The sequence below is a fragment of the Pseudomonas sp. RIT288 genome (assembly GCF_000631985.1).
GTDB lineage: Bacteria > Pseudomonadota > Gammaproteobacteria > Pseudomonadales > Pseudomonadaceae > Aquipseudomonas.
The window spans coordinates 507,337-533,085 of sequence record NZ_JFYN01000012.1 but is presented as its reverse complement, the minus strand read 5'-3'; the positions used below and the strand labels follow the sequence as shown (position 1 = coordinate 533,085).

Here is a 25,749-nt window from a genome sequence, read left to right as displayed (position 1 = left end):
CGGGTTAATCAGAAGTCGTAAGGACAGCGCTATCTGTTTGAACACACTCATACCGCCTGTTTCAGGCCGTTGGCCTGCCACCAGACGTGAGCCTGCTCGGCCAGTTCTTCAACGCTGTGAATCGATGCATTCAGGGCCAGAGTCAACGGCTCACCCTTGGGCGATTCAAGGGTGGCGAACTGGCTTTCGATCAACGTCGCCGGCATGAAGTGGCCCGGGCGATGGGACACGCGATCGGCAGCCACTTCAGGGGTCAGCTCAAGGAACACGAAGCCCAGGCCCGGCAAGGCACTGCGCAACACTTCGCGATAACTGTGTTTAAGGGCCGAGCAGGTCAGCACCGGACGCTCGCCGAGCGCATCGACACGACGCAACTCGGCGCACAGGCTGTCGAGCCAGCCAGCACGGTCGTCGTCGTTCAGGGGGATCCCCGCGCTCATCTTTTCGATGTTGGCGGCCGGATGAAAAGTATCGCCTTCAATGGCAGTGGCGCCGCTCAATTGGCACAGGGCCTCGCTGACGCACGTCTTGCCGCAACCGGCAACGCCCATGATGACCAGGGCGGTGATGGGATGACTCATATAACACCTCAGCGCGCAGACAGCGCTACCTTTGCTAGCTATGACTCTAGTGCACAGGCAGAAGTTGCCGACGCCTTCTTGTCGTTTTTTTGGGTTGCAGCAGGTTTGTTCCCAACGCCAAAAAGCGAGGATCAGGCAGGACCTCACTTACGCATTTGCAGCTGCATCAGGACAGCGCTACCTTAGTGCCTTGATTTTTGTTTGGCAAGCCGCCCGATGACCACCCCTAAAAACGATAAAAACACTCGCACCACCGGCCGTCCCACCCTTAATGAAGTTGCCCGCCTCGCCGGCGTGAGCCCGATTACCGCCTCCCGCGCCCTGCGCGGCGTCAGCACCGTGGCCACGGAACTGGTGGAAAAAGTGCAGAAAGCAGCCAGTGAACTCAACTACGTGGTCAACCCTGCCGCCCGCGCCCTGGCCTCGGCGCAGAGCCATTCGGTGGTGGTGCTGGTGCCATCGCTGTCCAACCTGTTGTTCATCGATACGCTGGAAGCCATTCATCGGGTGCTGACACCCAAGGGCTTCGAAGTGCTGATCGGCAACTTCCACTACTCGCGCGATGAAGAAGAAAACCTGCTGCGCAACTACATGGCTTATCAGCCGCGTGGTTTTCTGCTGACCGGGTTTGATCGCACGGAAAGTTCGCGACGGATGATCGAGGCCAGCAACATTCCCTGCGTGTACATGATGGAACTCGACAGCGCTGCCGGGGTGAATTGTGTGGGTTTCTCGCAGCTCAGCGCCGGCGAAACCGCGGCCGAACATTTGCTCTCCCGTGGACGCAAGCGTCTGGCCTACATCGGTGCGCAACTCGATCAGCGCACCTTGTTGCGCGGCGAAGGTTTCCGCAAAGCCCTGCAGAAGGCCGGGCGCTACGACCCCGATCTGGAAGTGCTGACCCCGCGCTCCTCGTCCGTGGGCCTGGGCGGTGAACTGTTCCTGCAACTGCTGGCGGCACACCCGGATGTCGATGCGATCTTCTTCGGCAACGACGACCTGGCGCAGGGTGCGCTGCTGGAGGCGTTGCGCAATGGCATCAGAATTCCCGAACAGGTGGCGATTCTCGGCTTCAACGATCTGCCGATGTCCGAGCACATGGTGCCGCGCCTGAGCAGCATCAACACCCCGCGCGAGGCGATCGGCCGGCGCGCGGCGGAGCAGATGTTGACGTTGATGGCCGGCAACAGCGTGGCGCGGCCGGTTGAGGATATGGGCTTCGAACTGAAGATTCGCGAGAGCACCTGATTCCTCCCTGCAGGAGCTGCCGAAGGCTGCGATCTTTTGATTTTAGAAACAAGATCAAAAGATCGCAGCCTTCGGCAGCTCCTGCAGGGGTCGTCTGTACGCTGCAAATTCCTGTGGGAGTGAGCCTGCTCGCGATTGCGTTTTTGCAGTGACAGATTAATCGACTGACACACCGCTATCGCGAGCAGGCTCACTCCCACAGGGGATCCTTGTCGGGCTCAGTGGCTGAGCAGTTCGACGAGGGCCAATGCGCCCTTCTGCAACGGCTGGCTCTTGAGCCACACCGCATGCACCGGCAGCACCAGGCCGTTTTCGATATTGCGGAAACTCAGGCGTTTCAAGCGTCCACTGTCCAGCCAAGGCTGCACCACCGATAGCGGAAAATTGCCCCAGCCCAAGCCCGCCTCGACCATCTCCAGCGCGGCTTCCAGCGTATCGGTGCGCCAATGCGATTCGGCCACCAGCGGCCGGGTTTCACTGATCGGCAAGTCGCGACTGGCGACGACGATCTGCCGCACATGGACGAGGTCTTCGAGAAACAGATCCTGCCCCTGCAACAATGGACTGTCCGCCGCGAGCGTGGCGATCATCCGTTCGCTGCCGACGAACTGAAAGCGCTCATGCACGTTCATGCTCAACCCGGCGAACGCCAGACACACGCTGACACGGCCACTGTGCAGCATCGCCAGCACATCGTCCTGCGGCGCGGTCAACACTTCGATGTCGAGCAGCGGATGACGCTCGGCAATCACCTTGATCGCAGCGAGCAAACGGCGCCGGTCGATGTCCGCCACCACGCCAATCGACAGCTTGCTCTCCAGCCCCAGCGACAACTCCACCGCGTGCACCTGCAGTTGCTTGAGTTGCTCGGCAATCAGCCGCGCGTGGGGCACCAGTGACAGCGCCATGGCCGTCGGTTGCGGTTCACGATGGCTGCGGTCGAACAAGGCATAGCCAAGCTCCGCCTCAAGGTTGCCGATACCCATGCTGACCGCCGAAGGCACCCGACCCAAAACGCGGGCGGCTGCGGAGAACGAGCCACGATCAATCACCGCAAGAAACAGTTCGATGCTGTCGCTGTTGAAATTCAAACCACCACCTGTCATCAAAACTGAAAGCTACTGACTTTTTCTGTCACGCCTATTGAAGCTATCTTTCGCCGCCTTCGCCAGTCCCGCTGGCCACATGTTGCAAGAAAGAGGCAAATCCCCATGCAAGGCGTCAAACGCAAACTGGTCTACGTGTCGCTCTACGAAGTGATCGGCATGACCTTCTCCGCCCTCGGCCTGGCGCTGTTGTCCGGCACCTCGCCGGGCAGCACCGGCCCGCTGGCGGTGATCATCACCACCATCGCCGTGACCTGGAATTTCATCTACACCTCGCTGTTCGAGCACTGGGAAAGCCGCCAGCAGTCGCGCACCCGCACGGTCAAACGGCGCATCGCCCACGCCGTGGGTTTCCAACTGACGCTGATCGTGTTCCTGATTCCACTGATCGCCTGGTGGATGAACATCAGTCTGGTGCAGGCATTCCTGTTGGATCTGGCGTTGATCATCTTCATTCCGTGCTACACGTTTGCCTTCAACTGGCTGTTCGATCGGATCTTCGGCTTGCCGGCGTCGGCGCTGCCTGATTCGGCCGCTGCGGCATAAATCGTTAATTGGTAAGCAGTTATTGCAAGAAATCGGCGGTATTCCCGGGCAAACCGCCGATATTCACAATCCATCAACTCCGATAGCAGGCTAAGCTTTTCCATCAATAAAAAATGGATCCGCCGATGACTGCTCACGCCCCCGCCGCCGCGCAAAGCGACGGCATCGACCCGATACGCGCCGCCGAGATTTCCGCCCGCATCGACCGCCTCCCCGCCGTCGCCACCATCTGGCGGCTGGTGGCGCTGTTGTCGATCGGCGGCTTCTTCGAACTCTACGATTTGTTCCAGACCGCCTACATCAGTCCGGGGCTGATCCGTGACGGGATCTTCGCTACCGGCAATCAGGGCGTGTTCGGCTTCTCCGATCAGGCAGCGTTCGCATCGGCGACCTTCCTTGGTTTATTCCTCGGCGCCAGCCTGCTCAGTCCGTTGGCCGATCGTTTCGGCCGGCGCGCGATCTTCACCTTTGCGCTGGTCTGGTACACCGTGGCCACAGTGTTGATGGGGATTCAAAGCTCGGCGCTGGGGATCATCTGCATGCGCTTTCTGGTGGGCATCGGCCTCGGTATCGAACTCGTGACCATCGACGCCTACCTCTCGGAACTGGTGCCCAAACGCATGCGCAGTTCGGCGTTTGCCTTCGCCTTTTTCGTGCAGTTTCTCTCGGTGCCGGCGGTGGCGTTGATGTCGTGGTGGCTGGTACCGCAGGCGCCGTTCGGTGTGTCCGGCTGGCGTTGGGTGGTGCTGGCGAGTGCGGTATTTGCACTGTTCATCTGGTGGCTGCGCAAGCGCCTGCCGGAGTCGCCGCGCTGGCTGGCGCAGCATGGCCGATTCGATGAAGCGAACAGGATTCTCGACGACATCGAAGCCCGTTGCGAGAAGGATCATCGCCAACCGCTGGACGCTCCGGAAGCGGTGCCCGTCGATGTCGAAGGCAAGGGCCGCTTCGCCGACATCTGGCAGCCACCGTATCGCCGTCGCGCGCTGATGCTGATCGTGTTTCACGTGTTCCAGGCGATCGGTTTCTTCGGTTTCGGCAACTGGCTGCCGGCGTTGCTTTCCGGCCAGGGCGTGAGCGTCACCCACAGCCTGATGTACGCGTTCATCATCACCCTCGCCTACCCGCTCGGGCCGTTGCTGTTCGTGAAGTTCGCCAACCGTTTCGAGAACAAATGGCAGATCGTCGGTTCGGCTCTCGGCGCCATGACCTTCGGCACTTTGTTCGCGTTGCAGACCAGCGCCTTCGGCCTGATCTTTTGCGGAGTGATGATCACCTTCTGCAATGCGTGGCTGAGCTTCAGTTATCACTCGTACCAGAGCGAACTGTTCCCGACCAACATCCGCGCCCGGGCGGTGGGTTTCTGCTATTCGTTCAGCCGTTTGTCGACAGTGTTCAGCAGCCTGCTGATCGGGCTGTTTCTCGACAACTTCGGCACGCCCGGGGTACTCGCTTTCATTGTCAGCAGCATGCTGATCGTGATGCTGACCATCGGCTGGTTCGGCCCGCGCACGCGCAATCTGGCGTTGGAAAACATTGCCCATCGCTGAGCGCCACACGGTCATCCTCTGCCGCCTGACGGCAAGGGATGACCGCATTGTTGTGCACGCCTGATCAGTAACGCGTTGAAATATAAGCACTTTCATCAAAGGCACGGTAATTGCTGCGACAGGCCTGTCAGCAATAATTCAAAGGTCTCCATCATGATGTTGGTCAGTGCCAAACAGCAGCAGCTCATCCATCTGCCCAAGCGGCTGGCGGAAGACGCGACCACGACCGCCGCTGCCGGTCTGCAAAGCGGCCTGCACGGCGCCATGCTGCAATCGCTGCAGAACCAGGCCCAGTCGCAAGCCACCGATGCGACCTCCAGGGTCGAGGATTCGGCCACGCAGATCGCCACCCAGCAAGTGGCCGCCGCCGCGCGCATCAGCGATAACGTCGACGAAGCCTTCGCCAAGACCCGTGTCGGCCTGCAAACCACCGATGCCACGGCGGCCGGCAGCACCACCGGCACCTCGGCCACCGACGCGTTCAAGGACTACATGAGCAAGTCGCCGGAACAGCGCCTGCGCGACAGTATCCTCAAGGATCTGGGGATTACCGAGGAAGACATCCAGGCCATGCCGCCGGAGAAACAACTGGCCATCGGCAAAGAGATTGCCCAGCGCTTGCAGGACAAGATGCAACTGGCGCAGTCGGAGAAAGACAACGTCAATGACGTCAAGGACAGCGACAAACTGGCGGACAAGTTTCTCGCGGCGCTGTGAACTGAAAGTTGCGTAGTACCCCTGTAGGAGCTGCGGCACGCTGCGATCTTTTGATCCTGAACTCAAGATCAAAAGATCGCAGCGTGCCGCAGTTCCTACAGAGGTTGGTGTAGTTGCTAGTTCAACTGCAATGTCGCATTGAACTGCCCGATCGCATCCACCACATGCCGTGATCCCTGCTGAATCTCCAGAATCACCTCCCCCGCCTCGTTCGCCAGTTCCACACCCAGCCCGGTGCGGCTCAGGCTCGACTGCATGCTCGACACCGCGCTCAGCGACAGGTCATGGTTTTTGCGCACCACTTCGACAATCTCCAGGGTCGCCTGACTGGTACGCGCCGCAAGACTGCGCACCTCATCCGCGACCACCGCAAACCCGCGCCCGTGCTCACCGGCCCGGGCCGCTTCGATGGCGGCGTTGAGCGCCAGCAGGTTGGTCTGATCGGCGATGCCGCGGATGGTCTGGACGATGGTGCCGATGATGTCCGACTGTTTGCTCACCGCATCGATGCTCAGCGCCGCTTCGTTGAGGTCGCGGGAAATGTCCTGAATGATCTGCACCGTCTGCTGCACGACCTGCGAGCCTTTTTGCGCGCAGGCATCGTTCTGTACCGAGGTGCTGTGAGCCGATTCCGCCGCGTTCTGCAGCGTGGTCATCTGGTTGGTGATATCACTGGCGAACTTCACCACCTTGTACAAACGGCCCTTGGTGTCGAACAGCGGGTTGTACGAAGCTTCGAGATAAACCATCTGCCCCGACTTGTTCTTGCGCTCGAAACGGTGCGAGTGATATTCGCCGCGATTGAGCGACGCCCAGAACGCCTTGTACTGCGCCGATTCGGATTCGGAACGGTGACAGAACATGCTGTGATGGTGGCCGACGATTTCGTTGAGCGAGTACTGCATCGTTTTCAGAAAGTTGTCGTTGGCGGTAATCACGTTGCCGTCCGGGGTGAACTCGATCACCGCCATCGAACGGCTGATCGCCGCCAGCATGCTTTCTTCTTCGTGCTCTTTGTTGACCCGGACGGTGATGTCCGACGCCACTTTGATGACACTTTTGACTTGTTTGTCCGCGCCGTACACCGGCATGTAACTGGCTTCAAGCCAGATCTCCTTGCCGGACTTGTTCAAGCGTAGAAACGTGCCGCTGATCGGCTCACCCCGGGCCAGGTCGCGCCACAACCTGGCGTACTCCTCGCTGCGGTAAAACGCCTCTTCGCAAAACACCCGGTGATGTTTGCCACGCACTTCCTCGGCGCTGTAACCCATGGTCCTGCAGAAGTTTTCGTTGGCATCCAGAACAATGCCCTGGGGGGTAAATTCGATCATCGCCATCGAGCGGCTGATCGCTTCGAGCTTGGCGTTGGCTTCGGTCAAGGCGCAGCTGAAACGCTCGATTTCCTGCAGGTCAGCCTTGTGATGTAGGTTGAACATGGTTGTATCACCTTCGGCGCGGTCTTTTGATTTGATGAAAGTTCAGGTCTTTCAGCATCCACCACTACGTTCCACAGAACAGGCACACGCATTCCTCCACGGGAGGAAGTTGTCAGGTGATAAATGATGTTTAATCCGAGGGTCCATGCAGCGACGCTCTAATCAAGACATCCTTCTCTTGATAGCCCAGCAGCGGGCCAGCCCTAACGTGCAGAAAACTTCCATGTACAACTTGCTCCTTGTTGGTTCAGTGTCCGGTGCCTTTGGTTGCGCACTCTGGCAGCGTTGAAATCACGGCTAACAGATGACGGTCGACATAGTTAGTTACAGCACAGCATAGCCAGCGCCATGCCGTGCGCAAGGCCACTAGTCGGCCAGTATCTGGCACTTTTTGCACAAGAAACGGTTCAGCGAGCCGTCGCGACTGCCGTCGCCGCCACCAGATCCAGCAACGCCTGCACCGCCGCTGACGGCGTCTGCCCCGCAGGCAGCACCAGCGAAAACACTCGTTCGATACGTGGCTGCAGAGCAATCACGCGCAAGCCCTGACGCTCGGCCGGCAAGGTCATTTCCGGCACCAGCGTCACGCCGAGGTTTTCCCGCACCAAAGTGAAGGCACTGCTCCACTCGCGCACCTCGACCCGTACATCCTGCAGCTGCAAACCGGCCTCGGCGGCGAGGCTGCGGGCGTGGGTCGAGCAACCGCCGGTGGCCAGCACAAAAGGCAGCGCCATCAGTTCTTGCAGGCTGACGCCCTGCTCGGTTCCTCGCAGCGCCAACGGATGCCCTGCCGGCACGACCGCCACCCATGCGTCGCGCCCCAATGGCCCGGGGTTGCGCTCGGGTGCCGGGTTGAGCACCACACCGACATCCACCAGACCGGCCGCGAGCAGGGTTTCCACCTCATCGTCGCTGACCTCCAGCGCCACCACTTCGATCCCCGGATACAGCCGATTGAACTGGCGCAGCAGCGGCGGCAGAAAACTGGCCAGCACCATGGGGAAACTCGCCAGGCGGATCGTCCCGCGCAGCATCGGGCGCACGCTGTCGACGGTCTGGCGAATGGTTTGCAGCGCGCCGAGCATCAGCCGCGCCTGTTCGATCACCGGCAGGCCGATGGCGGTGGGCAGGGTCTGCCGGCTCTCGCGGCTGAACAGTTGCACGCCAAGGGTTTCTTCCATCAGCGCCAGGGCCTGGCTCGCGCCGGACTGGGTCATGCCGACCCGCTCGGCAGCGCGAGTAATGTTGCCGTGATCGGCCACGGCGACCACCAGCCGCCAATGCATCAGGTTCATCATGGCAGTAGCTGTCCTTATGGCTGCTTTCTGAAAGATTAATTTTACCGAGGGTGCGGCGCACTATGACACTGGCGCCCAATCCTCACCAGAGAGCTGCCGATGAAGCTGTATTACGCCCCGCAAGCCTGTTCGCTGGCGCCACACATTGTGTTGCGCGAACTGAAGCTGCCCTTCGTGCTGATCCGCGTCGACAACCGCAGCAAGCGCACGGCCAGCGGCGAAGACTTTCTCGCAATCAACCCCAAGGGCTACGTCGCGGCATTGCAACTGGACAACGGCGCGGTGCTGACCGAAGGCCCGGTGATCCTGCAGTATCTGGCGGATCTGCAACCGCAGTCAGGGTTGGCGCCGGCACCCGGCAGTTTCGAACGGTTGCGTTTGCAGGAGTGGCTGAATTTCATTTCGAGCGAGATCCACGGCGGGCTTGGTGCGCTGTTCGATGAGCGGTTGCCGGCCGAGGTGATCAAGGAGAAGTTGTTCAAGCGTTTTGCGGTGTTGGTCGCGGTGCTGGAGCAGCAGGAGTATCTGCTGTCGAGTGGCTTCAGCGTGGCGGATGCGTTGTTGTTTGTGGTGCTGCGCTGGGCCGGGTTGTTCGGGATCGAGTTGGCGCAGTGGCCGGCGCTGGCGCGGTTTCAGGCGCGGATTGAGCAGCGGCCGACCGTGATGGCGGCGTTGGCGGCGGAAGCGGCGTAAGTTTTTAGATCATTCGCGAGCAGGCTCGCTCCCACACTGGATTTGTGGCGTGCACGCCCCCATTGTGGGAGCGAGTCTGCTCGCGAAGACGTCAGTTCAAGCAACGCAGATCAACCGGCAGAAACTCAAAGTCCCGCCGTCACCTTGCTCGCCACCTCCCCCGGCACCCACGCCTTCCACACCTGGGGCTGATCGCGCAAAAACGCCTCGGCGACCTGCCGTGGTGGCTGGCGTTTTTCGCTCATTCCAGCCAGCGTCTGGTTCAGCAGATCAATCGGCAAATCGACTTTCTCGAAGAACGACACCAGCTCCGGGTACTGCGCCTTGAACGGCGCCGACACGCCTATCGCCAGGCTGGCCGGCATTGAGCGGGTGCCCTTGGGATTCGGGTTGTTGGCATCGGCCAGGGTTTTCCAGGCCTCGGCATCGAACGGCGGTTCTTCGAGCTTCACCAGTTTGAATCGACCGAGCAGCGGCGTCGGCGACCAGTAGTAGAACAGCACCGGTTTGCCGCGTTTGATCGACGACGCCACCTCGGCATCCAGCGCCGCGCCGGAGCCGGTGCGGAAGTTCACGTAGCTGTCGGTCAGCGCATAGGCCTTGAGCTTCTGGCTGTTGACGATCTCCGAAGTCCAGCCGGTCGGGCTGTTGAGGAAGCGTCCACGGCTCGGGTCTTCCGGGTCGCGGAACACGTCCTTGTAGCGCGGCAGGTCGGCCACCGATTTCAGCTCCGGGGCCAGCGGTTTGATCCCGCGTTCGGGGTCACCCTTGATCACGTATTCCGGCACCCACCAGCCCTCGGTCGCGCCCTTGACCGTATCGCCGAGGCCGAACACCTTGCCTTCATTGGCCGCCTTGACCCACGCCGGACTGCGCCCTGCCCATTCCTCGCCGATCACCTGAATATCGTTTTTAGCCAGCGCCGCTTCCAGGCTGACGGTGCTGCCCGGCAGCGTATCGGTCGGGTAGCCGTAGCCTTTCTCGACGATCAGGCGCAGCACTTCGGTGATGAAACTGCCGCTTTCCCAGGTGATGTCACCGAAGTGGATTGGCGCGGGTTTTTCCGCCGCCGAAACAGCGCCGACGCTCAGGCTCAGCGCCAGCAACGAACGGCCGAGCAGGGTTTTGATCGATCTCATGCGGACCTCTTGTCTGTCAGGATTTGGTTGGCGCTGTGGCGGTCGCACAGCGCCTGGGAACGGCTCATGTAGACGCTGACCGAACGCTGGGAGATGCCCAGTTCGGCGGCGATTTGCGGGTAAGTCAGGCCATCGATCCGCGCCAGCAAAAAGGTCGAGCGGACTTTGCCCGGCAGGCGTTGCAAGCTATGGTCGAGGCGTTTGAGGGTCTGACTCAGTTGCGCGAGGTCTTCAGGCGAAGTGGCAGCATCGATGTCGACCTGCTGCGCATGCCGACGCTCCAGATCCGCCCGGCGCCAGCGCTGATAGAGCAGGCGTTGGGCAATCGTGGTAAGCATCGCGCGCGGTTCGCGTATCGCCGTGATACTGGGTGCCTGGAGCAATTGCGCGAAGGTTTCGGCAGCGATGTCTTCCGCGCCTGCGGCGTCGTGCAGATGTCGGCGCAGGTAAGTGCACAGCCAGCGGTAGTGGGCGCGGAACAGTGCGTCGAGATGATTGCAGTGAGCGGTGTCGGCGCCGGACATAAGGGCTCCTGGGTAAGGGGTCGCTGAATGTCCGGTGATCCGGTGGCGCGATCGTAGCAAGGCGCCTTATGCATTAATAAGATTAATATTTCATTTTTATATTCTTTTGGGAGATATAAGAGCACAAGATCGCAGCCTGCGGCAGCTCCTACAGGTTGACCGCATTCCAATGTAGGAACTGCCACAGGCTGCGTTCTTTCAACGCAAGCGGCCGTAGTCCAACTCTTCAGCCTCACGCTGATATTCGAGCAAGATCTGATAATCGCTTTCGCTGGCGGGCAGCACTTCAGGCAAGCCGAGGATCTGCGCCACATCAGGCAGTTCACGCAACGCCTGATTCATCACCCGGCGCAACTGTTCGATCTGCTCATCAGTGGCAGTAGCGACAGTAATAAATGGCAACGTCGGGCTCAACGCACTGCGCGCCACCACCCGCAATCCACTGACTTCCTCAGGCGCATGCTGAGCGAGGCAGGCATAGGTCACGCTGTCGATCGCCGCCAGATCGGCGCGCTCTTCACGCAGCCAGCGCAGACTTTCGCGGTGCGCCCCACTGAGGCCGACCGTGGCGAAGAACTGCCCGTTGCGGTGCAATGGCGCCAGACGCTGGCGCAACAGGTTCATGCCGCTGTTGGAATCTTCGCTGTTGATCACCCCACGGCTGCCGCGAAAGTCCGCCAGGGTTTTGCGCGCATCGTCGGCGCGGCTGAGGATCAGGCTGCAGTGATTGCCGGCAGTGGCGTCGGGCAGTTCGTAACGTGGACGCCCGACGACCCGCACCTGATCGCGCAGCGAGGTCATCAGCGGATAGCCACACGTCTGGGTCAGCAGCAGATCCGGCGACAACCAAAGCTCGGGGAGCGACAGGCTGGCGGCGTTCAGGCGGGAGTGGCCGAGGTGTTCGAGGATGCGTGAAATCCAGCGTTCGTTGGCCGCGCGGATGGGCTCGGGGGCGGTGTACATCAGCAGTTCGGTGAGGTGTTGGGTCATACACATTCTTCCCGGACAACAAATTTCCACTGTAGGCCTTCACCTGCTCGCGATAGCGGTGTGTCAGTAAGCTTTTCGTTGATTGACACACTGCTATCGCGAGCAGGCGAAGGCCTACAGGGTTTATGGTGTTTTTGAGATTAGTGGAAAGGATGCTGCGGACTGTCGATCGGCTTCAAACCGTGCTGGCGCCACAACTGGCCATAACCCTGCACCAGAAACCCGCCACTGCGCGCCAGCCATTGCTCGCGGCGCATGCGATAGGCCACCGGCAAGTCGTACCACGCCAGCCCCGGCAGATCATGATGCACCAGATGAAAATTCAGGTTCAGAAACAGCCAGCGCCACGGCCAGCCGGCCTCGTTGAGCACGGTGCGCTGCTCCGGTTGAGCGTGCGGGCGGTGTTCATAGTAGGAGCGGATCATCGCGATCGACAGTGCCGGCACACTGATCAGCAGCAGGTAATGCCAGACCGGCAGCACGCTGAAGCGCGCGATAAACCACAGCATCAACACGGTGAACGCACCGTGGGTCAACCACATCAACCAGGCCTGAGGCTCGCGGTTTTTCAGGCGTTGCAGTTCTTCCGCGGCCAACGACAGTAGTCCCAGCGGCGCACCAATCGCAAAACGCCCGACCACGGTTTTGTTCAGCCAGTGCAGGCTGCGTTCGAACAAAGAACTGCCCTGCCAACGCACCGCCGTCAGATAACGGCTTTCCGGATCGATGCCGGGCACGGTCAGGTGTTCATCGCGGTGATGCAACAGATGGCTGTCTCGGTAGAGCGTGTACGGGTACCACACCGCAAAAGGTGCGTAGCCGAGGATTTTATTGAAAAGCACCGAGCGGGTCGGATGCCCATGCAGCATTTCATGTTGCACCGACAGCCACAGCACCAGCAGCGGAATCAGCAGCATTGTGCTCAAGCCGCGACCGAGCCACTGACTGTTGAGGATGATTGCGAACCAGCCGCCATACACGCCGATCAGCAGCAGCCACGTCGGCCACTCGGTGCGGGCGGTGAAGCGCTGGCGCAGGGTTTCGATCTGCTGGCGATGGTCGGCGTCGAAGTAATTCGGCATGGCGTGGCTCGGAACGGGAGTCTTCCCCTTCTGTGCAACGAAGCCGAGCGATCTTGCAGATTATTTTTGCACTGAAACGGGGGCCCGGGGGACGGGCTCCCGAAGGACGTGATCAATGACCGAAAATATCGACCTTCTTGGCTTTCTTCTCTGCACGCTTTTCAATCGCCGTCTTGGCCGGTTTTTTCTTCGCGGCTTTCTTTGAATCCATACCTTTGGACATGATGCGTACTCCACTCACAGGGATGTAGGCTCAGGTATACACCTATCGCGCGTCGCGCGTTCTTTTATAATCGGCGCTTTGCCCGCCGCCAGTCCGATCCCATGCCCGATACCCGATACGTCCTGCTCGACGAGCCTTTGTGGCCGTTGATGAACAAGTTTTACCGCCGCCACCAATCGTCGATGAAGGCAGTGCGCGATGCGCAGTTGTGGGTGGCGCGGCGTGAGGACATCGTCGCCGCGCTGTGCTTGCGGCCGGTGGCGGGCGGGTACTGGTTGACCGGGTTGTTTGTCGATCCGGGTTGCCGTGAGCAAGGGATTGCCGGGCAGTTGATCGCGGCAGCGGTGAAGGATCTGCAGGAGCCGGTGTGGCTGTTCTGCCATCCGGATTTGCGCGGGTTTTACGAGCGGCGTGGTTTCAGCTTCGACCCTGCCCTGCCCTACGCGCTGGCCGAACGGTTGAGCCGGTATGCGCGGAGCAAGCCGATGATTGCGATGGGGCTGACACCGCATTCAATCTAAGATCACAGATACCCTTGTGGGAGCGAGCCTGCTCGCGAAAACGGTGTGTCAGTCACCAAATTGATCGCTGATCGAGCGCATTCGCGAGCAGGCTCGCTCCCACACTGGACAGTGAAGGTAGGCTCAGGATCAATCGTCAATTGTCGGATCGAGATCCGGGAACATCACTTCGGTAAAACCGAACTTGCTGAAATCGGTAATCCGCGACGGATACAAGCGGCCGATCAGATGATCACACTCGTGCTGAACCACCCGCGCATGAAAGCCGGACGCCACGCGCACGATCGGCTCGCCCTTGGGATCAAAGCCTTCGTAGCGAATCTGCTGAAACCGGTCCACCGCACCGCGCAGGCCGGGCACCGACAGGCAGCCCTCAAAGCCCTCTTCCGTCAGCGGACTCAACGGCGTAATCAGCGGATTGATCAGGATCGTCTGCGGCACTGCCTCGGCGTCCGGGTAACGTTCGCTGTGCTCGAAACCGAAGATCACCAGTTGCAGGTCGACGCCGATCTGCGGCGCGGCTAGGCCAACGCCACCGACACTTTCCATGGTCTGGAACATGTCATCGATCAGTTGCCACAGTTCGGGGCTGTCGAACATCTCCGGTGGCACCGGCGGAGCGATGCGCAGCAGGCGTTCGTCGCCCATTTTGAGGATTTCACGAATCATGGTCGGGCTTCGTCAGTGTCCGGCTTGAGCGAGTGGTCACGCCCCAGGCCCGAGACATGTTGTTTGGGATGTTCATCGAGTTCACCGGGGACTTTCTCGCCCTCGTCCTTGCCCTCGCTGGACATGTGTTCGATCACCGCATTCATCTCCGCGCCGAGCAGCAGCACCGCCGACGAAATGTAGAAATACAGCAACAGCACGATGATCGCCCCGATGCTGCCATACATCGCGTTGTAGTTGGCGAACGTCTTGACGTAAAACGCGAACCCCAATGAGGCGATGATCCACACCACCACCGCCAGCACCGAGCCCGGGGTGATGAAACGGAATTCCTGTTTGACGTCGGGCATCACGTAATAGATCAATGCCACGGCGACCATCATCAGAAACACGATCACCGGCCAGCGCGCAATCGTCCAGACCGTGACGATGAAGTCCTCCAGCCCCACCTGCGCGGCAATCCAGCCCATCACTTGCGGCCCGAGTACCATCAGTGCGGCCGCCACCAGCAACATGCCGGCAATGCCGACGGTGTAGAACACCGACAGCGGAAAACGCTTCCAGATCGGCCGGCCCTCGACCACGTCGTAAGCGGCGTTCATCGCACTCATCATCAGCCGCACACCGGCAGACGCGGTGTACAGGGCGATGACGATACCGACCGAAAGCAAGCCGCCCTTGGACTGCTGCAACTGATCAATCACCGGGTTGACCTGTTCCAGCGCCTGTGGCGGCAGCACCAGTTCCGACTGCAGGCGCAGCCAGCTGAAGAAGTCCGGCAGGTGCAGGAAACCGATCAGCGCAATCAGGAACAGAATGAACGGGAACAGCGAGAACAGCATCTGGTAGGCCAGTGCCGAGGCATAGGTCGACATCTCGTCGTCGACGAATTCAGTGACCGTGCGCACCATCACCCGGTGCAGTGGCAGACCTTTCATGTCTGGAAAAATCATTCGCGTCTCCTTTCGCCGCATTACAGGTTGAAGTCGTGGCGACTCAGGGGCCGTTTTTTACATCACGGTAGCCTACTTGGCGACCTTCGTGGATGGCTGTCGGGTTTTGACACAAAAACGGCCATCCTTGGATGGCCGTTCGTGTGTTTCGTTCAAGGCCGGATTACGCCTTGTCGACACCTTTCTTGATGGCGTCTTTGGCTTTGCCGACAGCTTGCTGGGCTTCGCCTTTCTTCTCTTGCAGTTTGCCTTCGGCTTGCAGCTTGGTGTTGTCGGTTGCTTTGCCGACGCCTTGCTTGACGTTGCCGACGGCTTCGTTGGCCATGCCTTTTACTTTATCGCCAGTGCTACTCATGGTGTTTCTCCTTGGTGCATTGAAGGGGAAAAGTCAGTACGTAATGATTGACCGGGCGGGTTTGTCACGAGTTTCATTTATTTTTGCCCTTCATTTCGTCGTGCAATGCAGGTTGGGCTTTATGTTTGCCCAACAAGCCCCGAGAATGCGCAGCTATGGGCGCGGTGCGCCAACGATCAGATCCCGCAGGAATGTTATGAAACTCGATAAAAAGCAGGCCATTGCCCGTCGCAACCAGGAACTGGGCGGCGCTGTGCTCGGCACCAACAACTGCCACTTCGCCGAATTGAACCGCAACCGCAACATCTGGTGGTTCGACCTGCCGGTGACGCGCCTGGCCGTCGGGCAATACGAGTGGATTCACCTGCTGATGCACACCCCGGCCACCGACGAACTGCTGCACCTGAAAGTGCCGACAGTGTTCCTGCGGGAAAAGCTCGAAGGCCTGGTGATTCGCAACGAAGGCAAGCGCAAGGCGGCGCTGAGCCTGGAATTGAGTGCGGACAAGGATTCGTATCTGCAGGACATGCGTCCGGCGGGAACCAACGTGAATTTCGCGCCGTTCCGCCAGTAACCCGCGATGCCCTTGTAGCGAGGGGATTTATCCCCGATGGGGTGCGAAGCGCCCCCCAGATCCTTGCGCTCAAACAACTGGCGGCAGCTACGCTGCCGATCGGGGATGAATCCCCTCACCACAGGATCTCGTCACCCAACAAAAAGCCCCGCATTTGCGGGGCTTTTTGCTTTAGGCGGCGGACTTGGCCTTGATCTTCTTCAGCTCTTCGTCACGCAACTCGCGGCGCAGGATCTTGCCGACGTTGGTGGTCGGCAGCGCATCGCGGAATTCCACCGAGCGCGGCACCTTGTAACCGGTAACGTTGGCGCGCATATGCTCCATCACGGTTTCCTTGGTCAGGGTCACGCCCGGCTTGACCACGATGAAGATCTTGATCGCCTCGCCCGATTTCTCGTCCGGCACACCGATGGCCGCGCACTGCAACACGCCCGGCAAGGTCGCCAGCACGTCTTCCAGTTCGTTCGGGTAGACGTTGAAACCGGAGACCAGAATCATGTCTTTCTTGCGATCGACGATGCGCATGTAGCCATCGGGCTGGATCAGCGCGATGTCACCGGTCTTCAGCCAGCCTTCGCTGTCGAGGATCTCGTCGGTCGCTTCCTGACGCTGCCAGTAGCCCTTCATCACTTGTGGGCCCTTGACGCACAGCTCGCCGATTTCGCCCATGGGCTGCTCGACACCGGCATCGTCGATGATTTTGCACAGGGTCGACGGCACCGGAATGCCGATGGTGCCGATCTGGATGTTCTGGATCGGGTTGACCGTGGCCACCGGGCTGGTTTCGGTCATGCCGTAACCCTCGCAGATCGAGCAACCGGTCACCGCTTTCCAACGCTCGGCCGCGGCCAGTTGCAGGGCCATGCCGCCGGACAGGGTGACTTTCAGGTTGGAGAAATCCAGCTTGCGGAAACCTTCGTTGTTGCACAGCGCGACGAACAGCGTGTTGAGGCCAACGAAACCGCTGAACTTCCACTTCGACAGTTCCTTGACCATCGCCGGCAGGTCGCGCGGGTTGCTGATCAGGATGTTGTGGTTGCCGATCAGCATCATCGCCATGCAATGAAAGGTGAACGCATAGATGTGGTACAGCGGCAGCGGGGTGATCAGGATCTCGCAGCCTTCGTTGAGGTTGGAGCCCATCAGCGCCTTGCACTGCAGCATGTTGGCGACGAGGTTGCGATGGGTGAGCATCGCGCCCTTGGCCACGCCGGTGGTGCCACCGGTGTATTGCAACACCGCGACATCGCTGCTGTGCGGATTGGCTTCGGCCACCGGCTGGCCCTGGCCCTTGCTCAGCACGTCGTTGAACTTGACGGCTTTGGGCAGGTGATAGGCCGGCACCATCTTCTTCACGTACTTGATCACGCTGTTGATCAGCAGGCGCTTGACCGGCGGCAGCAGGTCGGCGACTTCGGTGACGATGACGTGCTTGACCCCGGTCTTCGGCACCACGGCTTCCGCCAGATGCGCCATGTTGGCCAGGCAGACAAGCGCTTTGGCGCCGGAGTCGTTGAATTGGTGTTCCATTTCCCGCGCGGTGTACAGCGGGTTGGTGTTGACCACGATCAGCCCGGCGCGGATTGCACCGAAGACGGCGACCGGATACTGCAGAACGTTGGGCAGTTGCACGGCGATTCGATCACCGGGCTGCAAGTCGGTATGCTGTTGCAGATACGCGGCAAACGCACCGGACAATTCGTACAGTTCACCGTAGGTGATTGTCTTGCCCAGGTTGCTGAAAGCCGGCTTGTTGGCGAAGCGTTGGCAGGATTGCTTCAACACTGCCTGAATATTCGGGTACTCGTCTGGATTGATGTCGGCAGCAATTCCAGCCGGGTATTTATCCTTCCAAAAGTCTTCGATCATGGAAGCCCACTCCTCAGCAACGCGAATTCTTCACCGCATTTGATGCGATTATTATTGGTGTGTGTTTTGTATTGGTGAATCTGGCTTTTCTACAGGCCGAGAAGTCACAAAGCGCGCCGAGAGTAGCAGCTTTGCCGAGGGCCGACTAGAGCCAAAAGCGGCCTCCATGGTCACTTTAATGACTCAAGACTTTCTAACAGTCATTTTAGAGCAAAAATCCTATACCACCCTGAAAGCCCCGGTTTTCCGGGCCTTGAAAGCAAAAGATCGCAGCCTCCGGCAGCTCCTACAGAGAATGAATTCCAATGTAGGAGCTGCCGAAGGCTGCGATCTTTTCGCTTCCAGTATTTCTACGCGATATCGCGCAACTCCCGCCGCAGAATCTTGCCGACCGGTGTCATCGGCAACGACTCACGCAGCACGATGTGTTTCGGCACTTTGTAAGCGGTGAAATTCTCTTTGCAGTACGCCTTGAGTTCTTCGAGGCTGACCCCGGTTTCCCGCGCCACCACAAACAGCTTCACCGCCTCCCCCGAACGCTCGTCCGGCACGCCGATCACCGCGCAGTTGGCGACTTTCGGGTGGGCCATCACCACGTCTTCGATCTCGTTGGGGTACACGTTGAAACCGGAGACGATGATCATGTCCTTCTTGCGATCGACGATGCGCACGAAGCCGTCCGGGTCGATCACCGCGATATCACCGGACTTGAACCAGCCCTCGGCATCCAGCACTTCAGCGGTGGCTTCGGGTTTGTGCCAGTAGCCTTTCATGATCTGCGGGCCCTTGATGCACAACTCGCCGCGCTCGCCCATCGGCTGCTCGACACCCTCGTCATCGATGACTTTCAGCAGCGTACCCGGCACCGGCAGCCCGACCGTGCCCAGACGCGACTGGTCGCCATACGGGTTGGTACAGGCCACCGGCGAAGTTTCGGTGAGGCCGTAACCCTCGGTGATGCGGCAACCGGTGATCTGCTCCCAGCGCTCGGCGGTGGCCTTGACCAGCGCGGTACCACCGGAGTTGGTCAGCTTGAGGCTGGAGAAATCCAGGGTCTTGAAGTCCGGGTGATCCATCAGCGCGACGAACAACGTGTTCAGACCGAGCAACGCCGAGAAGCGCCAGTTCTTCAGCTCTTTGATGAAGCCTGCGATGTCGCGCGGATTGGTGATCAGCACGTTGTGGTTGCCGGAAACCATCATGCACATGCAATTCGCGGTGAAGGCATAGATGTGGTACAGCGGCAGCGGCGCCACCATCACCTCCTGCCCTTCGCGCAGCAGCGGCTGGCCGTCCGGCCCCAATTGTGCAAGACACGCGCGCACCTGCTGCATGTTGGCCACGAGGTTGCCGTGGGTCAGCATCGCGCCCTTGGCCAGGCCGGTGGTGCCGCCGGTGTATTGCAACACGGCGATGTCGTCGAGACCGACTTTCAGCGGCTTGATCCCCAGGCCGCGACCCAGGCGCAACGCACTCTTGAACGAAATCGCCTGCGGCAGCGAATAGTCCGGGACCATTTTCTTCACTTTGCTGACCACGGTGTTGATCAGCCAGCCCTTGGCGGTGGGCATCATGTCGCCCATCTTCGCTTCGATCAGGTATTGGATGTCAGTGTCCGGCAGCACTTCCTGAACCTTCTGGCCGAACATGTTCAGATACACCAGCGCGCGGGCACCGGAGTCCTTGAACTGGTGGCGCATTTCGCGTGCGGTGTACAGCGGATTGGTGTTGACCACGATCAGCCCGGCGCGCAAGGCACCGAACACGGCAATCGGATATTGCAGCACGTTGGGCATCTGCACCGCGATGCGATCCCCCGGCACCAGATCGGTGTGGGCTTGCAGGTAACCGGCGAACGCCGCGCTGTAGCGCTCGAGTTCAGCGTAGGTCAGGGTCACGCCCATATTGCTGAAGGCCGGACGGTCCGCGAACTTCTTGCAGGAACGCTCAAACACCTCGATCACCGACTTGAACTCGCCCATGTCGATATCCAGTGGTACGCCGGCGGGGCGTTTGTCATTCCAGAAATCAGGTTGCATTGTTCTTGTCCTCTTTACCTGAATCGATCCGGGAGCCGCTTTTCTGTGGTTTCGCGCTTATCCCTGAGGGCACAAAGCAAAAAGCGGAGCTTCACGGACACTAGCAGTTATGGCCATTGAGGCAAATATGGGCGATGGCGACATTGATCGTATGAATCTTCCTGCCGTGGCGTGAGCTGATCGGACGCGCTATACAATGCAACGACTGCGGGCCGTTACCGCTCGATAAAAAGGAATTGCCATGATCCACCGAGGCTTTTGGCTGGACGCGAGTGACCGCAGCCGCCTGTTCGTCAACCAGTGGCTGCCCGCCGCGCCCTTGAAGGCGGTGATCCTGCTGGCCCACGGCATGGCCGAACACAGCGCCCGCTATGAACGGCTGGCGAATGCGTTCTGTGAACAAGGCTACGGTGTGTACGCCCCGGATCTGCGCGGCCATGGCAAGACCGCCGAACACGGGACCCTCGGGCATTTCGCCGATAACGACGGCTGGTGCAAGGTGATCGGCGATCTGGCCAGCCTCAATCAACACATCGGCCAGCAGCATCCCGAGGTACCGATCATCCTGCTCGGGCACAGCATGGGCAGCTACCTCGCTCAGGGTTACCTGCTGCATCACAGCGCCAGCCTGCACGGGGCGATTCTCAGCGGTTCGAATTTCCAGCCGGTGGCGCTCTACGGCGCGGCGCGACAGATCGCCCGATTGGAAAAACTGCGCCAGGGCGGCAAGGGCCGCAGTGCGCTGATCGAGTGGTTGTCATTCGGCTCGTTCAACAACAAATTCAAACCGGCGCGCACGCCGTTCGACTGGCTGAGCCGCGACCCGGTCGAGGTCGATCTGTATGCCCACGACCCGTTGTGCGGCTTCCGCTGCACCAATCAATTGTGGATCGACTTGCTCGGCGGCTTGCAGCAGATCAGCAAAGCGTCCAATCTCGCCCAGATCGACCCGGGCCTGCCGCTGCTGGTGATCGGCGGTGAATGTGATCCGGTGAGCGAAGGCAAGCGTCTGACAGATCTGGCCGAAGCGTTGCGCTCGGCCGGCAGCCAGAACCTGCAACTGAAGATCTACCCGCAGGCGCGGCACGAATTGTTCAATGAAACCAATCGCGACGAAGTGATTGCCGATGTGCTGACCTGGATCGACCAGGCGCTGAGCCATCGCCGCCCTCATCGCAGCGAATAATTTTTTATGGATTCACTTTAATCCGTCACAGGAATCAAGACCGATGACCCAGGTTACCAACATCCCTTACGAAGCCCTCGAAGTCGGCCAGACCGCCAGCTACAGCAAGACTGTCGAAGAGCGCGACATTCAGCTGTTCGCCGCAATGTCGGGCGACCACAACCCGGTGCACCTGGACGCCGAGTTCGCTGCCGCCAGCATGTTCAAGGAACGCATCGCCCACGGCATGTTCAGCGGTGCGCTGATCAGCGCGGCCGTGGCGTGCGAGCTGCCTGGGCCGGGCACCATCTACATCGGTCAGCAGATGAGCTTTCAGAAGCCGGTGAAGATTGGCGACACCCTGACCGTGCGCCTGGAAATCCTCGAGAAGCTGCCGAAGTTTCGCGTGCGCATCGCCACTCGCGTGTTCAACCAGCGCGATGAGTTGGTGGTGGATGGCGAGGCCGAGATTCTGGCACCGCGTAAACAGCAGACCGTGACCCTGCCGACGCTTCCAGCGATCAGCATCGGCTGATGAAAAGATCGCAGCCTTCGGCAGCTCCTACAGGGGAACGCATTCCAAGGTAGGAGCTGACGCAGGCTGCGATCTTTTGCTTTTCCCTCACGCATAAAAAAACGCCAGACCCGCTGGCGTTTTTTGTAACCTGCGAACGCTTACGAACGAGCCCGAGCCTGATTACGCAGGGCTTTCACCTGGTCGTGGTTGCGTTGTACGCCGTGGTACTGACGCTCAACCAGGTCACGAATACCGACCAGGCCGTGCTTGTTGATTTTCTCGATGGCTTCTTTGTAAGCCTTCAGGGCGTGGTCTTCACCGCGCTCGGCTTCGTTCAGCACAGCCTCTTCGTCCTTGCCGGTAAACATGGCTTTGACGTCGACCCAGCGACGGTGCAGGTCACCGCTGACGCTGGTGGAGGTTTCCGGATCACCGCCCAGTTTACGCACTTCAGCCTGCAGTTCAGCGGCGGCAGTCGCGCAATCGGCAGAACGGGTCACGAACAGGGTCTTGAGTTCTGGGTGCTTGATGTCTTCAGCGCAAGTCTTGAACCCTTCCTGGCCGTCCTTGCAGGTTTCGATCAGGTCGTTGAGTACAGAGATGGCTTCTTTATTCATGTCAGTCATTTTTCAATTCCTTGCGGTTGGTTGAAGATGCAAGGGTTATTGCAGTGTGCGTGCCAGCTTTTCAAAAAGATTATTTTCGTTATTTTTCAATGAGTTAAAAATAAATGAACCATCTGTATCACGGTTATTTGCATGATCTGTCATTTGGCCTGCATGCAGAATGCCTGTATTTTCCAGACTGTTTTGAATCCAGATGATTGCCACTGATGAATCCTGAAAAGCTTGAACTGCTGATCACCCGTGAAATGCCTTTCGGCAAGTACAAGGGCCGGATCATTGCCGACCTGCCGGGGCCTTACCTGAACTGGTTTGCCCGCGAAGGTTTTCCTCATGGCGAACTCGGCGGACTGCTGGCGCTGATGCAGGAAATCGACCACAACGGCCTGTCGGACCTGCTCGAACCGCTACGCGCCAAACACGGCAAACCTGCCCCGCGCCACTGAAGCGCCCTCCTCCCTAGAGCCTCGACCATGCCTGACAACACCCGCCGCGCCCGTGACGAAGCGTTCTGGCGAACCTTCGCCGATCGCTACGAAGCGCAAACCGGCCCGCTGAACCTGGAGAACGGATACTTCGGGCGCATGTCGCGCACGGTGATCGAGGACTACCAGCGCAACATCGAGCTGATCAACACCAGCAACTCGGTGTATGTGCGCCAGCGTTTTGAGCAGCACGACAGCCTCGACATCCGTGCACAACTGGCCGAGCTGATCGGCGTGCGCGCGCAGAGCGTGGCTTTCACGCGCAACGCCAGCGATGCGCTGCAGTCGCTGATCCGCAATTACAACCGCCTGGAACCTGGCGATCAGGTACTGATCAGCGACCTGGAATACGACACGGTCAAAGGCGCCATGCGCTGGCTGACACGCCATCGCGGCGTCGACGTGATCGAGATCAACCATGCGCATCCGGCGAGTTTCGACAGCCTGCTCGAGACCTATCGCGAAACCTTCATCCGCTATCCGAAACTCAAGTTGATGGCCCTGACCCATGTCACCCACCGCACAGGCCTGGTGATGCCGGTGCAGGCCATCGCCGAACTGGCGGAACAGCATGGCGTGGACATCATCCTCGACGGCGCTCACGCCCTCGGCCAGATCGACTTCAATCTCGAAGCGATGGGCATCGCCTTCGCCGGTTTCAACCTGCACAAGTGGATCGGCGCACCGCTGACCCTGGGCTTTCTGTACATCGCCCCGCAGCGCCTGGCCGACATCGATCCGGACATGGGCGAAATGCACTTCCCTGCCAGCGACGTCCGCGCTCGTACGCCATACAGCACGCCGAACATTCCGGCACTGATGTCGCTGCCGCTGGTGATCGAGGAACACCGTTCACTCGGTGGTGCCGCGGCCAAAGGTGCACGACTCAATTACCTGCGCAACCTGTGGGTCAGTGCAGTTCGGCACCTGCCGGGGATCGAGGTGATGACCCCGGACGAACCGCGCCTGTATTGCGGGATCACCTCGATGCGTTTCACTCGCCACGCCGATCAACAGGCAATGGTCGAGCGCCTGCTCGACGAGTACAACCTGTTCACCGTGGTGCGTAACGGCGCAGCGAGCGGGCCGAGCATCCGCATCACACCGGGGCTGACCACCACGGCGGCTGACATGCAGTTGTTGACCCGTGCACTCAACGAGCTGCGCTGATCGGTTCACACGGTGTACTTGTCGAAGTCCTCGGGCTTGATCTGCGACGAGGCGGCAAAGGTGTCGATGCCGATGGTCAGGTGGCCGAAAAAACCGTCCTCGTGAGAGTCTCGGCCGATCGGCCACACCGTCAGGGTCGAATCTTCGCCGCGCATGTTGCTGTAGTAACTGTCATCGGCGTTGTTCAACGGTGCCGAGGCTCGCCCACGATAGTCCCGGGCATTGAGCACCGCGCGTGACACCACTTCGGGGAAATACAGCTGACCGACCCAGGCCACGTTGCGCTCCTCAAGATATTCACTGCCGCTGACCATGCGCACCGCCACATGAATGTGCAGCGCCCGACCGGCATAGAACCCCGGATAGATCGTGGTGAAGCGCACCCGCCCCTGCTGATCGCAGAACTGGCTGCCTCGCAGGTAAGTGTCATCGTCGGTGCGCGGCACCGACCCGATGGCGTCGGAGTCGATCTCCAGATCCGGATTGATCCGGCTCCACCCCGAATAGGCGCCCCGTGCATTGCAATGCCAGATATCCACCAGTGCCCCGCTCACCGGTTGACCGGTCATCGCGTCGACGATGCTCAGGCGCAGCAGCAAGGGCAGGCCTTCGGCGCCCTCGCTGATGTTGCGCCGCAGCAACTTCGGATTGCGGAAGTACGGCCCGGCGATCTGCTCGGGGGCCAACTGATAGATTGATGGTGACGATGCGGTTGAAGTGTCTCGTTCCATGACGCGTTCTCTTTTCCATAAGAGAACGCAGGTTAACGCCACGTCCAAAGACCTGTGCGGTAACTATGTATCGCAGCGTAACGGTGATCCCGCACGATCTTTGTAGGAGCTGCCGCAGGCTGCGATCTTTTGATCCTGGTTCAAAAAACAAAGTCAAAAGATCGCAGCCTGCGGCAGCTCCTACAAGTTTTTTTCGGGCAAAAAAAACGGTGCACCGACCAAGCGCACCGTAAAGCCGTAGAACACACAACGAAGTGTCAGGTAAAACGTTTAGTCCAGCAGCGCCAGGGCCTCGGCGGTGCATTCCTGAATGCGCGCCCAGTCGCCGTTCTTGATCCACTCGGGATCGAGCATCCAGCTGCCGCCCACGCACATGACGTTTTTCAGTGCCATGTAGCTCTTGATGTTGGCCGGGCCGACGCCACCGGTCGGGCAGAATTTCACTTCGCCGAACGGGCCGCCGAGGGCCTTGATCGCTGCCACGCCGCCGCTGACTTCCGCCGGGAACAGCTTGAAGCGGCGATAGCCCAGGCCATAGCCTTCCATGATGCCGGAGGCATTGCTGATGCCGGGCAACAGCGGAATCGGGCTGTCGACACTGGCTTCGAGCAGGTCACGGGTAATGCCAGGGGTGACGATGAATTGCGAACCCGCCGCTTCGGCCGCCGCGAGCATGTTGCGGTCGAGCACCGTACCGGCACCGGTCACCAGCTCCGGACGCTGCTCACGCAGGATCTGGATCGCCTTGAGACCGAACTGCGAACGCAGGGTCACTTCCAGCGCCGTCAGGCCACCGGCGGCCAGAGCGTCGGCCAATGGCAGCACGTCCTGTTCACGGGCGATGGTGATCACTGGCAGGATCCGCGCCTTGGCGCAGAGGCTGTCGATCAGGGCAACTTTGTCCGCCATGGAAACGGTCGGGGATGGGGTTGTCATAGCGGCTGT

27 protein-coding genes and 2 pseudogenes are annotated in these 25,749 nt (G+C 59.9%); 11 read left to right on the top strand and 18 right to left on the bottom strand.

Annotated elements, in window-relative coordinates:
• Positions 1 to 47 precede the first annotated feature (47 nt).
• Entirely contained in the window at positions 48 to 581 is a 534-nt protein-coding gene (locus tag BW33_RS14000; protein ID WP_047599609.1) for a gluconokinase, read from the bottom strand.
• Between the two features lie 216 nt (positions 582 to 797).
• Here BW33_RS14000 and BW33_RS13995 point away from each other — a divergent pair, with 216 nt between their 5' ends.
• Complete coding sequence (locus tag BW33_RS13995) at positions 798 to 1,829, top strand: LacI family DNA-binding transcriptional regulator (RefSeq protein WP_047599607.1); 1,032 nt, start codon at positions 798 to 800, stop codon at positions 1,827 to 1,829.
• Positions 1,830 to 2,047: 218 nt separating this feature from the next.
• On the opposite strand, the gene BW33_RS13990 is transcribed toward BW33_RS13995, so the two are convergent.
• Positions 2,048 to 2,920 (bottom strand): LysR family transcriptional regulator, encoded by an 873-nt coding sequence (locus tag BW33_RS13990; RefSeq protein WP_047599605.1) that lies wholly within the window; start codon positions 2,918 to 2,920, stop codon positions 2,048 to 2,050.
• A 120-nt stretch (positions 2,921 to 3,040) separates the two neighbouring features.
• On the opposite strand from BW33_RS13990, the gene BW33_RS13985 reads away from it, so the two are divergent.
• From BW33_RS13985 to BW33_RS13975, 3 genes are all read left to right on the top strand, one after another.
• Complete coding sequence (locus BW33_RS13985) at positions 3,041 to 3,481, top strand: PACE efflux transporter (protein WP_034153370.1); 441 nt, start codon at positions 3,041 to 3,043, stop codon at positions 3,479 to 3,481.
• Positions 3,482 to 3,606: 125 nt separating this feature from the next.
• A complete protein-coding gene (locus BW33_RS13980) occupies positions 3,607 to 5,031 on the top strand; it encodes an MFS transporter (RefSeq protein ID WP_047599602.1) in 1,425 nt (474 codons plus the stop codon).
• Positions 5,032 to 5,187: 156 nt separating this feature from the next.
• A complete protein-coding gene (locus BW33_RS13975) occupies positions 5,188 to 5,748 on the top strand; it encodes a hypothetical protein (RefSeq protein ID WP_047599734.1) in 561 nt (186 codons plus the stop codon).
• Between the two features lie 116 nt (positions 5,749 to 5,864).
• On the opposite strand, the pseudogene BW33_RS30475 reads toward BW33_RS13975, so the two are convergent.
• The 3 genes and pseudogenes from BW33_RS30475 to BW33_RS13965 all read right to left on the bottom strand — a co-directional run.
• A pseudogene (locus tag BW33_RS30475) lies at positions 5,865 to 6,296 on the bottom strand (methyl-accepting chemotaxis protein); the annotation flags it as partial.
• A 111-nt stretch (positions 6,297 to 6,407) separates the two neighbouring features.
• Positions 6,408 to 7,184, bottom strand: a pseudogene (locus BW33_RS30470) (PAS domain-containing protein); the annotation flags it as partial.
• Positions 7,185 to 7,591: 407 nt separating this feature from the next.
• Positions 7,592 to 8,482 (bottom strand): LysR family transcriptional regulator, encoded by an 891-nt coding sequence (locus tag BW33_RS13965; RefSeq protein ID WP_047599598.1) that lies wholly within the window; start codon positions 8,480 to 8,482, stop codon positions 7,592 to 7,594.
• 99 nt (positions 8,483 to 8,581) lie between these two features.
• On the opposite strand from BW33_RS13965, the gene gstA reads away from it, so the two are divergent.
• A complete protein-coding gene (gstA, locus tag BW33_RS13960) occupies positions 8,582 to 9,175 on the top strand; it encodes a glutathione transferase GstA (protein WP_047599596.1) in 594 nt (197 codons plus the stop codon).
• 125 nt (positions 9,176 to 9,300) lie between these two features.
• Here gstA and BW33_RS13955 read toward each other — a convergent pair whose 3' ends face one another.
• The 4 genes from BW33_RS13955 to BW33_RS13940 form a co-directional block, all read right to left on the bottom strand.
• Complete coding sequence (locus BW33_RS13955; protein WP_047599594.1) at positions 9,301 to 10,314, bottom strand: ABC transporter substrate-binding protein; 1,014 nt, start codon at positions 10,312 to 10,314, stop codon at positions 9,301 to 9,303.
• Complete coding sequence (locus BW33_RS13950; protein ID WP_047599592.1) at positions 10,311 to 10,838, bottom strand: sigma-70 family RNA polymerase sigma factor; 528 nt, start codon at positions 10,836 to 10,838, stop codon at positions 10,311 to 10,313. The genes BW33_RS13955 and BW33_RS13950 overlap by 4 nt, the downstream gene beginning before the upstream one ends.
• Positions 10,839 to 11,036: 198 nt before the next feature.
• Positions 11,037 to 11,828, bottom strand: a complete 792-nt coding sequence (locus tag BW33_RS13945) for a phosphate/phosphite/phosphonate ABC transporter substrate-binding protein (protein WP_047599590.1) — start codon at positions 11,826 to 11,828, stop codon at positions 11,037 to 11,039.
• 140 nt (positions 11,829 to 11,968) lie between these two features.
• A complete protein-coding gene (locus BW33_RS13940; RefSeq protein ID WP_047599589.1) occupies positions 11,969 to 12,910 on the bottom strand; it encodes a fatty acid desaturase in 942 nt (313 codons plus the stop codon).
• Between the two features lie 324 nt (positions 12,911 to 13,234).
• Here BW33_RS13940 and BW33_RS13935 point away from each other — a divergent pair, with 324 nt between their 5' ends.
• Positions 13,235 to 13,654, top strand: a complete 420-nt coding sequence (locus BW33_RS13935; RefSeq protein WP_047599587.1) for a GNAT family N-acetyltransferase — start codon at positions 13,235 to 13,237, stop codon at positions 13,652 to 13,654.
• A 129-nt stretch (positions 13,655 to 13,783) separates the two neighbouring features.
• On the opposite strand, the gene def is transcribed toward BW33_RS13935, so the two are convergent.
• From def to BW33_RS13920, 3 genes are all read right to left on the bottom strand, one after another.
• Complete coding sequence (gene def, locus BW33_RS13930; protein WP_047599585.1) at positions 13,784 to 14,323, bottom strand: peptide deformylase; 540 nt, start codon at positions 14,321 to 14,323, stop codon at positions 13,784 to 13,786.
• A complete protein-coding gene (locus tag BW33_RS13925) occupies positions 14,320 to 15,276 on the bottom strand; it encodes a YihY/virulence factor BrkB family protein (RefSeq protein WP_047599583.1) in 957 nt (318 codons plus the stop codon). Before BW33_RS13925 ends, def begins: the two co-directional genes overlap by 4 nt.
• A 163-nt stretch (positions 15,277 to 15,439) precedes the next feature.
• Complete coding sequence (locus BW33_RS13920) at positions 15,440 to 15,631, bottom strand: CsbD family protein (protein ID WP_027612573.1); 192 nt, start codon at positions 15,629 to 15,631, stop codon at positions 15,440 to 15,442.
• Positions 15,632 to 15,827: 196 nt separating this feature from the next.
• On the opposite strand from BW33_RS13920, the gene BW33_RS13915 reads away from it, so the two are divergent.
• On the top strand, positions 15,828 to 16,205 hold the full coding sequence (locus BW33_RS13915) for a hypothetical protein (RefSeq protein ID WP_007969330.1): 378 nt from the start codon (positions 15,828 to 15,830) through the stop codon (positions 16,203 to 16,205).
• Between the two features lie 171 nt (positions 16,206 to 16,376).
• Here BW33_RS13915 and fadD1 read toward each other — a convergent pair whose 3' ends face one another.
• Entirely contained in the window at positions 16,377 to 18,074 is a 1,698-nt protein-coding gene (gene fadD1 / locus BW33_RS13910; protein ID WP_047599581.1) for a long-chain-fatty-acid--CoA ligase FadD1, read from the bottom strand.
• A 350-nt stretch (positions 18,075 to 18,424) separates the two neighbouring features.
• On the bottom strand, positions 18,425 to 20,113 hold the full coding sequence (gene fadD2, locus BW33_RS13905) for a long-chain-fatty-acid--CoA ligase FadD2 (RefSeq protein WP_047599579.1): 1,689 nt from the start codon (positions 20,111 to 20,113) through the stop codon (positions 18,425 to 18,427).
• 241 nt (positions 20,114 to 20,354) lie between these two features.
• On the opposite strand from fadD2, the gene BW33_RS13900 reads away from it, so the two are divergent.
• Positions 20,355 to 21,299, top strand: coding sequence for an alpha/beta hydrolase (locus BW33_RS13900; RefSeq protein WP_047599577.1), 945 nt, complete (start codon positions 20,355 to 20,357; stop codon positions 21,297 to 21,299).
• 43 nt (positions 21,300 to 21,342) lie between these two features.
• Positions 21,343 to 21,813 carry a MaoC family dehydratase gene (locus BW33_RS13895; RefSeq protein ID WP_003227420.1) on the top strand — a complete coding sequence of 157 codons (471 nt, stop codon included), beginning with the start codon at positions 21,343 to 21,345 and terminating at the stop codon, positions 21,811 to 21,813.
• Positions 21,814 to 21,953: 140 nt separating this feature from the next.
• Here the strand turns inward: BW33_RS13895 and BW33_RS13890 are convergent, their stop codons facing one another.
• The gene (locus BW33_RS13890; protein WP_047599576.1) at positions 21,954 to 22,421 is read right to left on the bottom strand and encodes a ferritin-like domain-containing protein; all 468 of its coding nucleotides are present in this window, start codon (positions 22,419 to 22,421) and stop codon (positions 21,954 to 21,956) included.
• 36 nt (positions 22,422 to 22,457) lie between these two features.
• Positions 22,458 to 22,625 carry a hypothetical protein gene (locus BW33_RS29875; protein ID WP_160168818.1) on the bottom strand — a complete coding sequence of 56 codons (168 nt, stop codon included), beginning with the start codon at positions 22,623 to 22,625 and terminating at the stop codon, positions 22,458 to 22,460.
• A 2-nt stretch (positions 22,626 to 22,627) separates the two neighbouring features.
• Here BW33_RS29875 and BW33_RS13885 point away from each other — a divergent pair, with 2 nt between their 5' ends.
• A complete protein-coding gene (locus tag BW33_RS13885) occupies positions 22,628 to 22,864 on the top strand; it encodes a DUF3820 family protein (RefSeq protein WP_003227425.1) in 237 nt (78 codons plus the stop codon).
• Between the two features lie 27 nt (positions 22,865 to 22,891).
• A complete protein-coding gene (locus BW33_RS13880) occupies positions 22,892 to 24,073 on the top strand; it encodes an aminotransferase class V-fold PLP-dependent enzyme (RefSeq protein WP_047599575.1) in 1,182 nt (393 codons plus the stop codon).
• 5 nt (positions 24,074 to 24,078) lie between these two features.
• Here the strand turns inward: BW33_RS13880 and BW33_RS13875 are convergent, their stop codons facing one another.
• A complete protein-coding gene (locus tag BW33_RS13875) occupies positions 24,079 to 24,804 on the bottom strand; it encodes an intradiol ring-cleavage dioxygenase (RefSeq protein ID WP_047599573.1) in 726 nt (241 codons plus the stop codon).
• A gap of 270 nt (positions 24,805 to 25,074) precedes the next feature.
• Complete coding sequence (locus BW33_RS13870) at positions 25,075 to 25,740, bottom strand: bifunctional 4-hydroxy-2-oxoglutarate aldolase/2-dehydro-3-deoxy-phosphogluconate aldolase (RefSeq protein WP_007969324.1); 666 nt, start codon at positions 25,738 to 25,740, stop codon at positions 25,075 to 25,077.
• Between the last annotated feature and the right edge of the window lie 9 nt (positions 25,741 to 25,749).

Excerpts from the sequence above, each read along its gene's own strand:
- BW33_RS14000 (WP_047599609.1), bottom strand. The coding sequence starts at position 581 with ATGAGTCATCCCATCACCGCCCTGGTCATCATGGGCGTTGCCGGTTGC.
- BW33_RS13995 (WP_047599607.1), top strand. The coding sequence starts at position 798 with ATGACCACCCCTAAAAACGATAAAAACACTCGCACCACCGGCCGTCCC.
- BW33_RS13985 (WP_034153370.1), top strand. The coding sequence starts at position 3,041 with ATGCAAGGCGTCAAACGCAAACTGGTCTACGTGTCGCTCTACGAAGTG.
- BW33_RS13980 (WP_047599602.1), top strand. The coding sequence starts at position 3,607 with ATGACTGCTCACGCCCCCGCCGCCGCGCAAAGCGACGGCATCGACCCG.
- BW33_RS13975 (WP_047599734.1), top strand. The coding sequence starts at position 5,188 with ATGTTGGTCAGTGCCAAACAGCAGCAGCTCATCCATCTGCCCAAGCGG.
- BW33_RS13965 (WP_047599598.1), bottom strand. The coding sequence starts at position 8,482 with ATGATGAACCTGATGCATTGGCGGCTGGTGGTCGCCGTGGCCGATCAC.
- gstA (WP_047599596.1), top strand. The coding sequence starts at position 8,582 with ATGAAGCTGTATTACGCCCCGCAAGCCTGTTCGCTGGCGCCACACATT.
- BW33_RS13955 (WP_047599594.1), bottom strand. The coding sequence starts at position 10,314 with ATGAGATCGATCAAAACCCTGCTCGGCCGTTCGTTGCTGGCGCTGAGC.
- BW33_RS13950 (WP_047599592.1), bottom strand. The coding sequence starts at position 10,838 with ATGTCCGGCGCCGACACCGCTCACTGCAATCATCTCGACGCACTGTTC.
- BW33_RS13945 (WP_047599590.1), bottom strand. The coding sequence starts at position 11,828 with ATGACCCAACACCTCACCGAACTGCTGATGTACACCGCCCCCGAGCCC.
- BW33_RS13940 (WP_047599589.1), bottom strand. The coding sequence starts at position 12,910 with ATGCCGAATTACTTCGACGCCGACCATCGCCAGCAGATCGAAACCCTG.
- BW33_RS13935 (WP_047599587.1), top strand. The coding sequence starts at position 13,235 with ATGCCCGATACCCGATACGTCCTGCTCGACGAGCCTTTGTGGCCGTTG.
- def (WP_047599585.1), bottom strand. The coding sequence starts at position 14,323 with ATGATTCGTGAAATCCTCAAAATGGGCGACGAACGCCTGCTGCGCATC.
- BW33_RS13925 (WP_047599583.1), bottom strand. The coding sequence starts at position 15,276 with ATGATTTTTCCAGACATGAAAGGTCTGCCACTGCACCGGGTGATGGTG.
- BW33_RS13920 (WP_027612573.1), bottom strand. The coding sequence starts at position 15,631 with ATGAGTAGCACTGGCGATAAAGTAAAAGGCATGGCCAACGAAGCCGTC.
- BW33_RS13915 (WP_007969330.1), top strand. The coding sequence starts at position 15,828 with ATGAAACTCGATAAAAAGCAGGCCATTGCCCGTCGCAACCAGGAACTG.
- fadD1 (WP_047599581.1), bottom strand. The coding sequence starts at position 18,074 with ATGATCGAAGACTTTTGGAAGGATAAATACCCGGCTGGAATTGCTGCC.
- fadD2 (WP_047599579.1), bottom strand. The coding sequence starts at position 20,113 with ATGCAACCTGATTTCTGGAATGACAAACGCCCCGCCGGCGTACCACTG.
- BW33_RS13900 (WP_047599577.1), top strand. The coding sequence starts at position 20,355 with ATGATCCACCGAGGCTTTTGGCTGGACGCGAGTGACCGCAGCCGCCTG.
- BW33_RS13895 (WP_003227420.1), top strand. The coding sequence starts at position 21,343 with ATGACCCAGGTTACCAACATCCCTTACGAAGCCCTCGAAGTCGGCCAG.
- BW33_RS13890 (WP_047599576.1), bottom strand. The coding sequence starts at position 22,421 with ATGACTGACATGAATAAAGAAGCCATCTCTGTACTCAACGACCTGATC.
- BW33_RS13885 (WP_003227425.1), top strand. The coding sequence starts at position 22,628 with ATGAATCCTGAAAAGCTTGAACTGCTGATCACCCGTGAAATGCCTTTC.
- BW33_RS13880 (WP_047599575.1), top strand. The coding sequence starts at position 22,892 with ATGCCTGACAACACCCGCCGCGCCCGTGACGAAGCGTTCTGGCGAACC.
- BW33_RS13875 (WP_047599573.1), bottom strand. The coding sequence starts at position 24,804 with ATGGAACGAGACACTTCAACCGCATCGTCACCATCAATCTATCAGTTG.
- BW33_RS13870 (WP_007969324.1), bottom strand. The coding sequence starts at position 25,740 with ATGACAACCCCATCCCCGACCGTTTCCATGGCGGACAAAGTTGCCCTG.